The organism is Litorivivens sp. (assembly GCF_041625495.1).
GTDB lineage: Bacteria > Pseudomonadota > Gammaproteobacteria > Pseudomonadales > Spongiibacteraceae > Litorivivens.
On the sequence record NZ_JBFJTH010000089.1, the window covers coordinates 1 to 15,499 of the forward strand.

13 protein-coding genes are annotated in these 15,499 nt (G+C 55.5%); 5 read left to right on the top strand and 8 right to left on the bottom strand.

What is annotated here, in order from left to right; all coding sequences use genetic code 11:
* Together ABYP39_RS11390 and ABYP39_RS11395 are read left to right on the top strand one after the other, a co-directional pair.
* Positions 1-732, top strand: a 732-nt coding sequence (locus tag ABYP39_RS11390; protein WP_372782617.1) for a DUF1513 domain-containing protein, incomplete at its 5' end; no start/stop codon positions are given.
* A complete protein-coding gene (locus ABYP39_RS11395) occupies positions 729-2,099 on the top strand; it encodes a multicopper oxidase family protein (protein WP_372782619.1) in 1,371 nt (456 codons plus the stop codon). The genes ABYP39_RS11390 and ABYP39_RS11395, both read left to right, overlap by 4 nt.
* 84 nt (positions 2,100-2,183) lie before the next feature.
* Here ABYP39_RS11395 and ABYP39_RS11400 read toward each other — a convergent pair whose 3' ends face one another.
* Positions 2,184-3,197, bottom strand: a complete 1,014-nt coding sequence (locus ABYP39_RS11400; protein WP_372759602.1) for a choice-of-anchor X domain-containing protein — start codon at positions 3,195-3,197, stop codon at positions 2,184-2,186.
* Between the two features lie 22 nt (positions 3,198-3,219).
* Positions 3,220-4,227 carry a hypothetical protein gene (locus ABYP39_RS11405; RefSeq protein ID WP_372782621.1) on the bottom strand — a complete coding sequence of 336 codons (1,008 nt, stop codon included), beginning with the start codon at positions 4,225-4,227 and terminating at the stop codon, positions 3,220-3,222.
* 322 nt (positions 4,228-4,549) lie between these two features.
* Between ABYP39_RS11405 and ABYP39_RS11410 the strand changes: the two genes are divergently transcribed.
* Together ABYP39_RS11410 and ABYP39_RS11415 are read left to right on the top strand one after the other, a co-directional pair.
* Complete coding sequence (locus tag ABYP39_RS11410; protein WP_372782623.1) at positions 4,550-5,986, top strand: rhomboid family intramembrane serine protease; 1,437 nt, start codon at positions 4,550-4,552, stop codon at positions 5,984-5,986.
* Entirely contained in the window at positions 5,983-7,341 is a 1,359-nt protein-coding gene (locus ABYP39_RS11415; protein WP_372758299.1) for a hypothetical protein, read from the top strand. Before ABYP39_RS11410 ends, ABYP39_RS11415 begins: the two co-directional genes overlap by 4 nt.
* Before the next feature lie 88 nt (positions 7,342-7,429).
* Here the strand turns inward: ABYP39_RS11415 and ssb are convergent, their stop codons facing one another.
* Both ssb and ABYP39_RS11425 read right to left on the bottom strand, forming a co-directional pair.
* Positions 7,430-7,936 carry a single-stranded DNA-binding protein gene (gene ssb / locus ABYP39_RS11420; RefSeq protein WP_372750217.1) on the bottom strand — a complete coding sequence of 169 codons (507 nt, stop codon included), beginning with the start codon at positions 7,934-7,936 and terminating at the stop codon, positions 7,430-7,432.
* A 91-nt stretch (positions 7,937-8,027) separates the two neighbouring features.
* The gene (locus ABYP39_RS11425; protein WP_372782625.1) at positions 8,028-9,389 is read right to left on the bottom strand and encodes an MFS transporter; all 1,362 of its coding nucleotides are present in this window, start codon (positions 9,387-9,389) and stop codon (positions 8,028-8,030) included.
* Between the two features lie 209 nt (positions 9,390-9,598).
* Between ABYP39_RS11425 and uvrA the strand changes: the two genes are divergently transcribed.
* Positions 9,599-12,466 (top strand): excinuclease ABC subunit UvrA, encoded by a 2,868-nt coding sequence (uvrA, locus tag ABYP39_RS11430; RefSeq protein ID WP_372782627.1) that lies wholly within the window; start codon positions 9,599-9,601, stop codon positions 12,464-12,466.
* Here the strand turns inward: uvrA and ABYP39_RS11435 are convergent.
* From ABYP39_RS11435 to ABYP39_RS11450, 4 genes are all read right to left on the bottom strand, one after another.
* Positions 12,463-13,593, bottom strand: a complete 1,131-nt coding sequence (locus tag ABYP39_RS11435) for a GGDEF domain-containing protein (RefSeq protein WP_372763995.1) — start codon at positions 13,591-13,593, stop codon at positions 12,463-12,465. The two genes, uvrA and ABYP39_RS11435, sit on opposite strands and share 4 nt — an antisense overlap.
* Before the next feature lie 142 nt (positions 13,594-13,735).
* Positions 13,736-14,743: an LLM class F420-dependent oxidoreductase gene (locus tag ABYP39_RS11440; RefSeq protein WP_372749170.1), complete on the bottom strand. Its 1,008-nt coding sequence runs from the start codon at positions 14,741-14,743 to the stop codon at positions 13,736-13,738.
* A gap of 167 nt (positions 14,744-14,910) precedes the next feature.
* Entirely contained in the window at positions 14,911-15,303 is a 393-nt protein-coding gene (gene rplQ, locus ABYP39_RS11445) for a 50S ribosomal protein L17 (RefSeq protein ID WP_372749169.1), read from the bottom strand.
* A gap of 55 nt (positions 15,304-15,358) precedes the next feature.
* The coding region (locus tag ABYP39_RS11450; protein ID WP_372782629.1) for a DNA-directed RNA polymerase subunit alpha C-terminal domain-containing protein at positions 15,359-15,499 on the bottom strand (141 nt) is incomplete at its 5' end.

The following is a 15,499-nucleotide window of genomic DNA, read 5'->3' on the forward strand; positions in this document are numbered from 1 at the left end:
AATGGCCGCTATCTACTGACCGCCGAGAACGACTATGCCAATGGCGGCGTCGGCATCATCGGGATTTATGACACCCTCGATAACTTCAAAAGACTCGACCAGATGCACAGCGGCGGCGTCGGTCCTCACCAGCTGGTCACGCTACCCGACGATCACACCGTGGCGGTCGCCAACGGCGGCATTCTCACGCTGCCGGATTCCGACCGCGACATGCTTAACCTCGACACTATGCAACCATCGCTTTGCTATCTGGACAGTCGCAACGCAATGCTGCTGGACGAGTATCGGCCGCCCCACCACCAATTAAGCCTGCGCCATCTAGATGTAGACGCCACCGGTGAAGTCACGATTGGCGCGCAATTTGAAGGGCCAGCAGAGCTTGTCCAACCCCTGCTCTTTCGACATCGCGGGGAAGATCAGCTACAGCCGCTCGACGCCGAAGTCCCGGTATGGCAAAGCCATGCGCAATATATCGCCAGCGTTGCCTGCGCCGACAACACGGTCGTTGCCACGTCCCCGCGCGGTAATTGTATCAGCATCTGGAAAAACGGCGCTTTCCACGCACTGGAAAAACTCAACGATGTCGCCGGCGCCGCTTTCAATTTTCAAACTCGTCAGTTCGTCACCAGCAATGGTCGCGGCCAGCTAGTCGCATTGGAGAAAAACCAAATGCGGCTTCAGGGGCGCGCAAAGGGCCTGAAGTGGGACAACCACATGGATATCGCCACATGATCAAGCGCCGCCAGCTATTACAATTCGCAGGTGCCACCACCGCCATGACCCTGCCCGGTTTCAGTCTGAGCCTGTCGCGCCGCCCGGACTACGACTACGTGCTAACGGCTGAGACAACACCTCTGAATATTGTGCCCGGCGGCGCCACCCCGGGTCTCGCTTTCAACGGCCAATTTCCAGCGCCCGTGATTCGCGCCAAGCAAGGAAAACCGCTGCGTATTCATTTCATCAATAAACTGTCGCAGGAAACCACCATTCACTGGCATGGCATTCGCCTCGACAATGCCATGGACGGTGTGCCCTATCTGACTCAGGCTCCGATCAAGCCCGGCGAAACCTTCGATTACGAATTTACCTGCCCCGATGCCGGCACGTTCTGGTACCACCCGCATATGCACAGTATCGAACAACTGGGCAAAGGGTTGGTGGGGGCATTGATAGTTGAAGAAGCAGACCCGCCGGCCTTTGATGACGAGGTGATTGTGGGCCTGAAAGACTGGCGCCTCAAGAAAGACGGCAACTTTATGCCCCTGTCCGAACCACGCCATGCCGCGCGCGCCGGCACGCTTGGCAATATTGCCACAGTGTCTGGTACACGCCTGCCAACCTTTAGCGTGCCGGCCAACGCCAACGTGCGGGTACGAATACTGAATATGGATAACAGTCGCCAATTCGCCATCAGCCTGGGAGAAAACAAGGCCACAGTGCTGGCACTGGATGCCATGCCACTGCCACCCCAGCCGTTATCGGTACAGGCTCTGGGCGTGGGAATGCGGCTCGACATAGGCGTTAGAACGCCTGCAGAAGCCGGCGTAGAAATACCGATCTACGACGTAAAAGGTCGCTTTCATCAGAAAATATGCAGCCTGCGCACAACGTCTCCTATCCGCAGATCCTCACCACCGCCGCTACCGGCACTGCCCAGCAACCCGGTTTCGGAGCCGGATCTCACCGCCGCCGAAACATTGCGCTTTGTGTTCGAATGGGCCGGCGCCATGACCCCTGTGAGCAAAAGTGGTCACGTACACCACGAGTTCTGGACTATAAACCGCCGCGCCTGGGCCGGCATGCACACCGCCGACCTGCCTGAACCGTTAGCGGAGCTATCGCTCGGCAAAAGCTATATTTTCGAGTTGTTCAACGCCACCCCTCACGGCCACCCCATTCATCTGCACGGGCTGATTTTCAAGGTAATTAAATCCGACAGGCGCGACATCACGCCGTTTTTTACTGACACAATCCTGCTCGAAAAGAATGAACGCGCCCAGATTGCTTTTGTCGCAGACAATCCCGGCAAGTGGATGTATCACTGTCATGTGATTGAACACATGAAAACCGGTCTGATGGGTTACATAACGATTAGCTGAAAAAAAACCGCACAGCCAGACTGCGCGGTTTTTCATGCAACACCACTGAGAGCGCGCTATTGAGAACAGATCAGGGCGACGTTCTCATTTAGCCAGCGCATTCAGCCGCGCGGCGGCATCCAACAGATTGGCGCGCCCGAAAGGCTTGTCGGTCAGCGCTGTCGGCGCAATGACACCGGTCTGATGAGCCCCCTGTAGAACGTCGCCCAAAGCATTTGGCATGCCCTGCGTAGTCGTCAGCGTGATTGCACCCAGACTCAGCGGACCAAGTGCCACGGCCTCTCTCAGAGGCAGACCATAAACCACAAGGTCGACCCACTGCTCGCCCTTGCCCAGGGTCGCAGAAGTCTGCGCCAGAACCAGCGCATCACCCAACGCGTTATTGACCACACCCGCAAGGTGCACACGTCCGGCTTGAACGGCTTCTACCTTCGCGGAAATCACCAGATTGCCATCGACCACTCGATCTTTGAACTCTCCGGTAAGCGATGCCGCTGGATGGCTGTACTGAAAGCCGTTCATCGCGACACGCTGTTCCTGCGCTTCATTTTCAGCCGTTACCCGGTAGCCCAGGCTGGCAGCCTGACCCACAGCGGGTTGACCAGCCTCCCCAAGGACGTACGACGCAGAATAGATACCATCGCCTGCCGCTTGGTCCGCGCCCTTACCGTCATCCGCGAAAGTGACACTCGCAACGGTCTCGTTCGACGCATCCACAATCTCGCCACGGATCTGCCACGGCCCTTTGGCATCGGCAGAAGGCGCGCTCAGAACATCAGCATCGCTCTGCGGCTTGGCCTGTAACTGCGCAAAAAGATTAGCCGTATCGCCACGCTCATAGCGAATGCTGTCGCTCCACACAGCCAATGCAGGACCACTGCCATTCGGACCAAGTTGACGGACAACATCCACTTCGCGATCAGCGAGTATCGGGTTTGCCGCGCCAGCGGGAACCGGCAGAGTCCATTCGGGATATTTGGCCAGATTAAGGTATTCCTGGGCCGCTTGCTGCGCCAGGTTAGGTGCATCGGCGGCCGAGGCCAAGCTGGACATCAGGGGCAGTACCGACAGCACTGCCATTTTGGAAAATCTGTTCATTATCTCTCTCCTTGGCAGTGAATCAGTAAAGAATGCTGATAAATTCAGCGCTGGTCATAGAGCTCTGAACGATGGTGTTCGGCGAGCATGGGCTGCCACTGCAAGTCCAGATGCCATCAGGTACCTGACGACGGGTATCGGAATCACTGTCATCGCGCTCATCGCTGTGGTCTTCGTGCGAAGCATCCAAGTTAAAGAAACCCGAGACTTCCTGCTTGTTGCTGTTGTTACACACGTTGCTGTTGTTATAGCTGGTACCAGCGCTGCCGCCACAGGCAAATATAGATGCATATTGAACTACACCGTCATCCTCTCCGCTAAGACAGGCACTCGCGCCAAAAATCGCTTCGTAGCCGCCCGTTAGATAGATATTCTTAGCCGGCGCACTGGCATAGGTTTTCACCTGAACATCATTGGCGCTTCGCAGCCAATAGGTGGCGTCGTCGCAATCCTGAATCCAGCTGCCTACCCAGTTACAACCCCAGCTGGAATTGCCGCAAACCGCATCAGCACCCTCCGAGCCACGGTGAGCACCACCCAAGGTGATGGCCATGCTGACACGCTGGGCAACAGTGTCGTAGGGGCCGTTGTAGTTGTAGTTAGGATCGGAAGCGTCATTGTTGCCTAAAATCCAATCAGTGATCGTGCTGCCCATACTGTGCGCCACAATCCAGAAAGTGCCGCCCTGAGCGTAGGTTGTGGAGCAGCTGTTGCCGCCACCATCGGCGACACCATTAGTCGCCGCAACAATTTCATTGGCCACCTCTCCAGCAGACTGGGACTCCCAGTAGGGACGGGTACCGTTGTAACCAACCACATAAAAGTCAGTAGCAAAGTTCTTGGTGGCGGTTCTGATGAAGTCGTTACTGCCGTTTACCCAGTAATTTCTGGCTGCGGTGTAACTGGTATAGGTGTTAGTGTCTGTCTGCTTGCCGTGAACAAAGATCAAACAGGGAGCGGCGTAAGCCTGGGTTGCTGCCGAAAACAGCACAGCCCCAAGCACCGCGCGCAACGCGGTTAAATATCGCATGATGAATCCCTCACTTTTGTTTATAAGTTTTTATCGGTAAGACCAGGCATCGTGCGCACAATGATGGTGCGGTTAGTGAAGCCGAATGTGTTCAGTGTCACCAATAACTGAAATGTATTTATCAAATAAACCAGAGAAATAGTTGCGCCGTTAGAGGACCACACCGGATAAAGTGTAAATTAGTCACAAAAAAAATGTGACACACCTCCCACAACGAGACCTTCGCTACAAGAGCATTCAGCATTGCCGCTTCGCGCATATATTGACAAACTAAGGCGACAAGGCTGTAAAACACTCATAGTGACGTAGCGAAAGGATTCCTATGCTGATTATTCCTACCGAAAAGCGTTTTGATTGGCAGCGCGCACCTGTGATGCTGTTATTTATTGTTTCAGCCAATTGCCTACTGTTCTTTTTTTACCAGAGTGCCGACAACGACAAGTATTACGAGGCCCTGCACCGGTATGCAAACAGTGGTTTTTTTGAGGTGGAGTGGCCGCAGTTTGAGCACTACCTTGAAAGCCGCGGTGAGCACAGCGCGCTACTCACGCACCGCAACGCGCTGGCAGACGACAACCAGGGCGAAGTGTGGGTCGCGCTGTTGCGCGACGCTGGCTTTTACACCTTCCTACAGCTGCGGCGCGATGCATTCTTAACGCCAGCACAACTCGACAAATGGGTAAATGAGCGCAGCCAGATTCACGCACTGATATTCAGCACGAGCGTTCTGCGTTTTGGGCTGACGCCGAGCGAGCTGTCGATCACCACCCTGTTCAGCCATCAGTTTTTGCATGGCGGCTTTATGCACTTGCTGGGCAATATGTTTTTCCTGGTGATCTGCGGCTTCACCGTTGAAGCGGCAATAGGCCCGTTGCGCTTTTTGGCCTTTTATCTGATTTCCGGACTGGCTGGCGGCCTGCTGTTCTATATCAGCAATACTTCCGGATCGACGCCACTGGTGGGGGCCTCTGGCGCGATCTCCGGGGTAATGGCCATGTATGTGGCTGCTTTTCGCCTTAAAAGAATCGAATTTTTCTATTGGTTCTTCATGTTCGTGGGTTTTATTCGCGCGCCGGCACTGTTGATCCTCGGCTTTTATATTGGCAAGGAGATACTGGACTACTACACCAACCCCCACTCGAATGTCGCTTACATGGCGCACGTCGGCGGTTTTATCGCGGGCAGTCTACTCATTCTGGGCGCTCTGCTGCTCAATCGAAACATTTTCGATTTCACCTACCTCGAGCAAGATCAGTCGATAGATCCCGCTCAAGAACAGCTGGCCGAGGTTTATTCGCTCATCGAAAAATACCGCTTTGGCCTAGCGTTAAAGACGCTTAACGCCTTGATCACCGAGCATGGCAACTCTCTGGAACGGGAAACATTGCGCTACAACCTGACAAAACTGCGGCCCGACAAGGCCTTTCTTAACAGCCTGCACACATTGCTGCGACACAAACCGGGCAATGAGCGCGAACTTGCTCTGCTGCATAGCGTCTGGCGGGAAAACCCCGAGATTCGCCATACCCTCGACACCGACAGCCAAGTCCGACTTGCCCTGAACCTGACCAGTCCCGACTACCTGACAACGGCCGAAGACATTTTTAACGCCCTTCAACACGACAAAGCAAACCACAGTGCACTTGGCGTTCTCGCACGAAGACTCTCACTGTGTTTCGAAGGACTGGGCAATGCCGCCAAGCACAAAACCTACAACGACTTTGCAGAGCGCGCGATCAGCGGGGGAAGCCTGCGATGAGGACCTGCCAATATCACCCCCTGCAAGCAGCCACATTTTCCTGTGCCAGCTGCGCAATAGACACCTGCGACCAGTGCAGCGATGAAAGCCCGGGATATCAACAGGTAAATTGCTTTGTCTGCGCTGGCAACCTTGCCCCGATTGCGACCAACAATCAGGCAGAGCCGTTTTGGCGCCGCTTTGAACAAGCCTTTCGCTATGCAGCGGCACCCCAAGCTCTGACTCTGATTCTTGGCCTATCTCTACTCACGTCAATCGCCGCCTACCTTCCCTTTTCCATCGTTTGGTACCTCGCGGCGTTTGCGGTACTGATGAAGTACAGCTTCAATTGCCTCCAGCATACCGCCGAAGGCCAGATGGAAGCCCCCGATATCGCGCCGGCGTTCACCGGCGGATTTTCTCTACTACTGCGACTGCTGCTCATTTTTATTGCGGTGGCTGCGTCGATCAGCCTGGTGTACAGCATCGCGGGCCCAGTGATCGCAGGGATCGTCGGCATCATTGCCATTGCAGCGCTACCCGCCAGCATCATCATTTTTGCCATGACCGACCGGCTCGGTCGCGCGGTCAATCCACTTCAAGCCTTGCAACTGATGGGCACCATCGGCCTGCCGTACGGCCTACTACTCGGGGTATTGGTGGTGATGTCAGGCTCGGTACAGGTAATCTCGCAACTATTCGGCGAGCTGGCTCTGCTGCTGAACAGCGGCGTATCAAACTATTACACCATCGTCAGCTTCCACATCATGGGCTATATGCTGTTTCAGTATCAGGCTGAGCTGGGTTACGAAAGCGAGGCGAGTGCGACACCGCCGCCATCTCGGGAACTGGAAAGCTGGGCACTAGCGAAAGCTCGAGTACTGGTACAAGCCGGACGCTATGACCAGGCGGACAAGCACTTGCGACAGGCTCTCAAGAAGCTACCGGGCAACAATACCTTACACAGTCGTTACCTGGAGTTTTTGCTGGCAACTCACAGTCCATTGCGACCGAAAACCAGTGACCGCCTGCGCGAATTTGCCTGCCGCTACCTGAAGTTCTTACTTAGAAAAAATCTCGACTACAAGCTAAGTGCAGCTTACCTGCGCATACGCAAAGCTTTACCGGACTACCAGCCAGACTGCGCCGAACTACGCTTTGCTCTTGCCAGAGCCTGTCGCAGCGCCGGGCAACCAAATGAGGCCCTGACACTGTTGAATGGCCTGCACAAAACCTTTCCCGATTACAAAGAGCTGATACCGGCTTACCAGCTTATGGCGGACACCCTTGAGGAGACGCCGGGCATGGCTTCACAGGCGCAAAAGTGTCGGGTTTTGCTGAAGAAACTGGTGCAGCGCAAGCGCCTGTCTGCTTAAGCCCTAGGCCAAAACGAAAAAGCCCAGCAATAGCTGGGCTTTGGTATGGACTTAAGCGTAAAACGTTACGTTTTACATAAAACGCAGTCTAGAACGGAATATCGTCATCAAAATCGTCAAATCCAGCCGCAGGCTGCTGGGGAGGTTGATTCTGTTGCGGTGGCTGGTTCTGCTGTGGGGCCGACTGCTGCGGCTGACGACGCTGCTGAGGCGGCGCCTGATTGTAGCTCCCCTCATCCATACCGCCACCCATGCCGCCTCGCGAATCAAGCATTTGCATTTCGTTGGCGACGATTTCCGTCGTATAGCGATCCTGACCGTCCTGCCCCTGCCATTTACGGGTGCGCAGCGAGCCTTCCACGTAAACCTTGGAGCCTTTCTTCAGGTACTCACCGGCGATTTCGGCCAGACGGTTGAAAAACACCACACGGTGCCACTCAGTGCGCTCCTGCGGCTGCCCCGTGCTCTTGTCCTTCCAGGTTTCGCTGGTGGCGAGGGTGACATTGGTGACCGCACCGCCAGAGGGCATATAGCGGGTTTCCGGATCCTGGCCCAAATTGCCGATCAGGATAACTTTGTTGATTCCTCGCGCCATGCAGCACTCCCTTTTATTGAGCTCACATCAAACGAGCACTATAAACAAATTCGCCCGGCCTCACTAGTGGAGGGCAAGGCACTGTCGGCCACTACGCCGAGATCAGCTCGTCCAGCCGACGCCGATCAAAATCGCTCGCCACCTTGATATAGATCACCGGCTCGCCGGCAATCACTGTGATATCCAGCACGTCAGGCCATTCACGCAGGCGCTCCAACACAGACTTACGCCGCTGTTCGTCGCGACCGATCTCCACCGCCAGATTCGGTGCGGGCGCAGGAACCCGCTGCTTCAGCGCAACTAACAGCCAGACCAGGCCCACCCCCGCACAGAACAGAAAAACGCCTGACAGCCCCCAGCGCGCCATCAATATCCCGCCGACGCTGCCGCCAACGAAGGCGCCAAAAAACTGAAAACTTGAGAAAATACCCATCGCCGTACCACGCCCACCCGGATAGACGGTGCGACTAAGCAGTGAAGGCAGGTTAGCTTCAAGCAGGTTAAACACGACAAAAAACACTAACAGCGCCAACAAGAACAGGACCAGACTACCGGCAGACAGGGCCATGCCCAGCGCCGAAAGGCCTAACAGGGAGACCGCCACCAAAATCATGGCTTTCACTCGCCCCCGACGCTCAGCCATCACCATCGCCGGCACCATGATCAGAAACGCCAGAAACAGCATGGGCAGGTAGATCTGCCAGTGCCGGGATATGTCCAGCCCCATGGTTTCAAGATAGGTGGGCACCGCCACAAACTGCGCGGTAATCATCAGGTGCAGGGCAAAAACCCCAACATTGAGCCGCATCAGATCGGCATCACCGAGACAGCGACGTATCATTTCCGGTACCGAGCGCACTTCCGCATTGGTGGTAAGGCGACTGGCGGTGGGCACCGTGCTCCACAACAGCACCATGCCGATCACTGCCAGCGCGGCGGTAAGCCAAAACAATCCCGCAAGGCCGGTATGGCTGCTAATAATGGGCCCCAACACCAGGGCGACAGCAAACGAAAGCCCAATACTGGCACCGATACCCGCCATCGCCTTACTGCGGTGCTGCTCGCGGGTAAGGTCCGCCAGAAGTGCAGTGAGGGTGCTGGCGATGGCACCGGCGCCCTGTAGAAAGCGCCCTGCAATCAAGCCCCAGATAGTGTCGGCCGACGCGGCCATAAGGCTACCTGCGACAAACAGCAGCAGCCCTGCAAAGATTACCGGTTTGCGCCCAATACGATCTGACAGGAGCCCCAGAGGAATCTGCAGGCAGGCCTGACTGAGCCCGTAGATGCCTACTGCCAGCCCAACTAGCGCCCCCGTGCTGCCTTCATACTGTGGCGCATACACCGCCAGCACCGGCAGCACCAAGAACAGGCCGAGCATGCGAAAAATGTAGAGCAGGGACAACGAGAAAACAGCGCGTTTCTCGACGCCGGTCATTCTATCCGGGTGAGTCAATGGGAACCCTGTCGTGATTGATCTAAAGCGGCGCCCGCCTCCGGTACTATCCGAAGCACGCAGCGTGGCATGGCAAAGCCGGGTATTTTAGCAGCTGCACCCCCTCGCGTGAAAGCGACCACTTTGCACCCGGCCCTGCTGAAACTTTATACTTGTTCGGTTCAGCCCGGGGAATCCGCATTTCACCCCGGAACAATCAGAGAGAGCGCATGGATCATATACTGGTACGGGGTGCCCGCACCCACAACCTCAAGAATATCGACTTGGAAATTCCCCGGGACAAGCTGGTGGTCATTACCGGCCTGTCAGGTTCCGGCAAATCGTCCCTAGCCTTTGACACCCTTTACGCCGAGGGGCAGCGTCGCTACGTGGAATCGCTCTCCACCTACGCCCGTCAATTCCTATCCATGATGGACAAACCTGATGTCGACCATATAGAGGGTCTGTCGCCGGCGATCTCCATCGAGCAAAAGTCTACGTCCCACAACCCCCGTTCCACAGTGGGCACCATCACCGAAATCTACGATTATCTGCGCCTGCTGTTTGCGCGTGTTGGTGAACCGCGCTGCCCCACCCACGGCCAGGCCCTTGAGGCTCAGACCATCAGTCAGATGGTGGATACCGTGCTGGCCATGCCAGAAGGCAGTAAGTTGATGCTGTTAGCCCCCATGATCAGCAACCGCAAGGGCGAGCATCTGCATATCTTCGAGCAGCTGCGTCGCGACGGTTTTGTCCGGGTGCGGGTAAACGGCATCGTCTGCGACCTGGACGATGTGCCCAAGCTCGACAAAAAGAAAAAGCACACCATCGAAGTGGTAGTTGACCGCTTTAAGGTTCGCGACGACCTTAAACTGCGGCTGGCGGAGTCTTTCGAAACAGCACTGAACCTGACCGGAGGCATCGCCGTGGTCAGTCAGATGGATGCTAAGTCGAGTGCGGCCGACATTGTGTTTTCGTCGCTGTTTGCCTGCACAGAATGTGGCTATTCGCTGTCTGAACTTGAGCCCAGACTGTTTTCCTTTAACAGCCCGATGGGCGCCTGCAGCAGCTGCGACGGACTCGGCCTGCGCCAGTTTTTTGATGAAAGCCGAGTAGTGCAACACCCCGAAGCAAGTCTTTCCACCGGTGCCATTCGCGGCTGGGATCGTCGCAGCGTGTACTACTTTCACCTGCTCACTTCGCTGGCCGAACACTACGGTTTCGATGTAGACACGCCCTTTGAAGAACTGTCAAAAACCCACCAGAAAAAGATTCTACACGGCAGCGGCGATGAGGAAATTCAGTTCACCTACATCAACGACCGCGGCGACAGTTTCAAGCGCAAGCACCGCTTCGAGGGCGTCATACCCAATATGGAGCGACGCTACCGCGAAACCGAATCCATGTCGGTACGAGAAGAGCTAGCCAAGTTTCTCAGCACACAGCCCTGTCCGGACTGCGGCGGCACGCGCTTGCGAAGCGAAGCGCGCAATGTCTTTCTCGACGACCACACACTGCCGTCGATTGCGGCCATGCCCGTCGCCGATGCGCGCCAGTATTTTGATTCGTTGAGCCTGAGCGGACGGCGCGGCAAGATCGCAGAAAAAATTCTTAAAGAGTTACGCGAGCGACTGACCTTTCTGGTCGATGTTGGACTGAACTACCTGACACTCGATCGCAGCGCAGACACATTATCGGGCGGTGAGGCGCAGCGTATCCGGCTGGCAAGCCAGATCGGCGCCGGCCTGGTTGGCGTTATGTATATCCTCGATGAGCCGTCCATCGGACTGCATCAGCGCGACAATGAGCGGCTGCTCAACACCTTGATTCATCTGCGTGATCTGGGCAACACCGTCATTGTTGTGGAACACGATGAAGACGCCATTCGCGCGGCAGACTTTGTGCTCGACATTGGCCCCGGAGCTGGTGTGCACGGTGGGCAGGTAGTTGCTCAGGGCAAACTTAAGGATATCCTGAACAATCCCCAGTCGCTGACCGGCCAGTATCTCAGTGGCAAGAAATCCATCGCCATCCCAGCGCAGCGCAACGCGCCTGACCCGGAACGTCAGCTAGTGCTCGCCGGCGCCACGGGCAACAACCTGAAAGATGTAACGCTGCATATACCCCTGGGCTTGATGACCTGTATCACCGGAGTTTCAGGCTCCGGGAAATCCACATTGATCAATCACACGCTCTACCCGATTGCCGCAACAGAACTCAATGGTGCCACCACGCTAACGCCTTCGGCTTACGAGAGCATTGAAGGGCTCGATCAAATCGACAAATGCATCGACATTGACCAAAGCCCAATCGGTCGCACGCCCCGCTCAAATCCGGCCACCTATACCGGGATTTTTACGCCAGTACGCGAATTGTTTGCCGGCACTCAGGAAGCGCGCTCGCGTGGTTATAAAGCCGGTCGCTTCAGCTTTAACGTAAAGGGTGGACGCTGCGAAGCCTGCCAGGGCGATGGTGTAACCAAAGTGGAAATGCACTTTCTGCCCGACGTATACGTGCCGTGCGACGTTTGTAATGGCAAACGCTATAACCGTGAAACACTGGAAATACATTACAAAGGTAAGAATATCCATGAAGTATTGGATATGACCGTGGAAGATGCTGCGGGCTTTTTTGAAAATGTCCCTGCCATCAAGAAAAAGTTGGACACGCTGGTTGATGTTGGCCTGTCGTATATCCGCCTGGGGCAAGCGGCGACAACCCTCTCAGGGGGAGAGGCCCAACGGGTAAAACTGGCCCGCGAATTGTCCAAGCGAGACACGGGTAAGACCCTGTATATTCTCGACGAGCCAACCACCGGCCTGCATTTCTACGATATTCAACAGCTGCTGAACGTACTCCATCGCTTGCGCGACCATGGCAATACGGTAGTCGTCATTGAACACAACCTCGACGTCATCAAAACAGCTGACTGGATCGTGGATCTTGGGCCGGAAGGCGGTAGCGGCGGCGGTGAGATCATCGCCGAAGGCACACCGGAAGACGTGGCTGCCATCGAAGCCTCTCACACGGGCCGCTTCCTCGCCTCTCTGGTGAAGCCAACTAAACGCAAAAGCGCCAAATCAGTGAAGAGCGCCTAGTTCGACATCGGAGCAGTAGCGTGAACCGACGTGCTCAGATGTCGGGTCTCACGCTTGTTGTCGTACATCCGTTCGTCTGCGACGTGCAGCAGAGCTTCGAGGGACGTTGCATCGTGCGGGTAGTAAGCCATGCCCGTGCTCGCCGCTATGGATACACTTTGCCCGTTGCGGAAGTTGATAGGCTGCTGCATCTGGCGACCCAATCGATCCATAACCAGCCCTGCTATGCGTGAATCGATAGTTTCGCTGAGTAAAATCGCAAACTCATCGCCAGCCAAACGACAGACAAAATCCTGCTGACGAACAGATTTTCGCAGGCGATCGGCAAAAACCTTCAGCACCCGGTCGCCAATCGCGTGCCCGTAGTCGTCGTTAATGGGTTTGAAATTGTCCAGGTCTATGTAGATCAGGGTAAAGGGCGTACGTGTGGTTTTGGCGGAATCCAGCATAGCTTTCAACCGTGCGTAAAAGGCGGTGCGGTTTGGCAAGGCTGTTAGGTCGTCCTGCTGCGCGACTTCAAGCAGCTTTTTACGATAAGCCAGATTGCTGCGCTCATAAAATACGATCATAACGATCATGGAGAGATAAGCGACGGTGACGTGGATAAACTCACCAATCGCCGCATCGGCCGTATTATTGATATTGGGGAACTCGACGCCCGCCAGCTCGCTGACGCTTCCGGCAAAAATGGTAGCGTAGGTCAAAACCGCCCAGATCAACCCCGGTTTGAGACCCAGCAATACAAAGGCAAATACCGGCGGGATAAACAGCATCGCCACAGAAACACTGCCGAGTGGGCCACCAAGGAAAGCCACGACGGCAGCGACGGTGAGAAATATAACCGTCAGAGACAGGTTTACCGCCAGTTGGAAGCGGTTGCTGAGAAAGAACAGAGCCAGCGTGCCAAGCAGAGACGCCTGAAGCGGAACCGTGAAGGCCAGCGTCCACCACAGCTCACTTGGCGGCTGTCCACTGAAACCAATGGCGTATACCTGGGTACTTAACACTATCACTATCAGCGCGACGTTCACCGCTACGAAAAGCTCATAGCGGTGTATATCGCGCGATCGCGGCGCGTGTTCATCCATAATCAGCGTATCGACCAACCGCCGCGGCAAAAGATTCATTATTTTGTCCCGGGGAAACGTGACCCCGTTCGCGCATTCTAGTTTTTTCTATAACTATCATGCACTGGTCGTTTTATCAACAACAACCTGAATCGACCGCGCTACGAGCCTCCAAACCTGGACACTCAGGGTATGCGAGTACTTACAATACGAGTTCCGCCATATCTCGGAGCAGCGAGTTATCGCCCATCACCAACAGCGACGTAACGGGCGAGTCTTTCCAGGCCTCGAGTCGCTCCTTGATCCGATCCTTCGATCCGGACAATGAAATCTCGTCGGCAAACTGATTAGGCACAACGTTGATGGCCTCTTCCTGTTTGCCCTCGAAAAACAACTCCTGAATCTTGTCGGCCTCGGCCTCGAAGCCCATCCGCGACATCAATTCTTTGTGGAAATTGCGCTTTTTCGAACCCATGCCGCCTATATAAAAAGCCAACATCGCTTTTACTGGATACAGCGCCTGCTCAAGGTCGTCATTGATATTAACCATGGCCATAGCGGAAATTTCAAACCCGTCCTTCGCCCCCTTGAGCTGATCTGCATAGACCTCCTGCCGATAGGGCGAATAATAAAGCGGTAACCAACCATCGGCTATTTCTGCGGTCTGCGCGACATTCTTGGGGCCTTCGGCGCCGAGAAAGATTGGCATGTCTTTGCGCAGCGGGTGAGTAATCGGCTTGAGGGGCTTACCCATGCCCCAGGCTCCCGGGCCCTTGTAGGGCAGCGGGTAATGTTCGCCGTCGTTTGTTACGGGAGCTTCGCGAGCCATTACTTGGCGAATGATGTTCACGTATTCACGAGTCCGCGCGACCGGCTTGCTGAACGGCTGACCATACCAACCTTCCACGACTTGTGGCCCGGAAACGCCCAAACCCAGAATCATTCGCCCGCCAGACATGTGGTCGAGCGCTAGCGCCGACATGGCACAGGCGGTCGGCGTACGCGCTGACAACTGAGCCACCGAGGTACCTAGTCGAATTTTAGAGGTATGGGCGCCTATCCACGCCAAAGGTGTGAACGCGTCATTACCCCAGGACTCTGCGGTCCAAACTGAGTCATAGCCAAGCTTCTCGGCTTCCTGAGCCAATTCAACGTGTGAGTTGCCCGGCGCCAACGCCCCCCAGTAACCCAATTGCAGACCCAGTTTCATAACACGCTCTCCCGGCTTCGTTGATTCTGGTAGGAGAGTGAGGTTACCGAAAGCCTGCCAGCGCCGCCATGCACAGATCAGTCAAAATGGTGACAAATAAGCTCAAGCGCACTGAGCGGGCACAAAAAAGCCGGCACATGGCCGGCTTTTCGGGTACTGCAGAGTACTTACTCTTCGGTATCGTCTTCGTCTTCTTCAACGACCGGACGATCAACCAGCTCAACATAGGCCATCGGCGCGCTGTCGCCGTCACGGAAGCCACATTTCATGATGCGAATGTAGCCGCCGGGGCGCTCCTGGTAGCGCGGACCAAGCTCGGTGAAGAGCTTGCCAACCGCTTCTTTGCTACGCAGACGGTCAAAAGCCAAACGACGGTTGGCAACGCTGTCCTGCTTGGCCAGAGTAATCAGTGGCTCGGCGTGACGACGCAGCTCTTTCGCTTTCGGCAGAGTGGTCTTGATAAGTTCGTGCTCAACCAATGAGGCAGTCATATTGCGGAACATCGCTTTGCGGTGAGAACTGTTCCGGTTCAACTGACGTCCACTGTGACGGTGACGCATGGCTTTATTCCTTTACGTTGTGCTATCTCAGCAAGCTAATACTTCAAAACCGGGCTTATACAAGAACCCGGTCATCATTCTTCAGGCTGGCGGGCGGCCAGTTATCCAGACGCAGACCCAGTGACAGACCACGGGAAGCCAGAACGTCTTTGATTTCAGTCAGCGACTTCTTACCCAAGTTCGGGGTTTTCAGCAG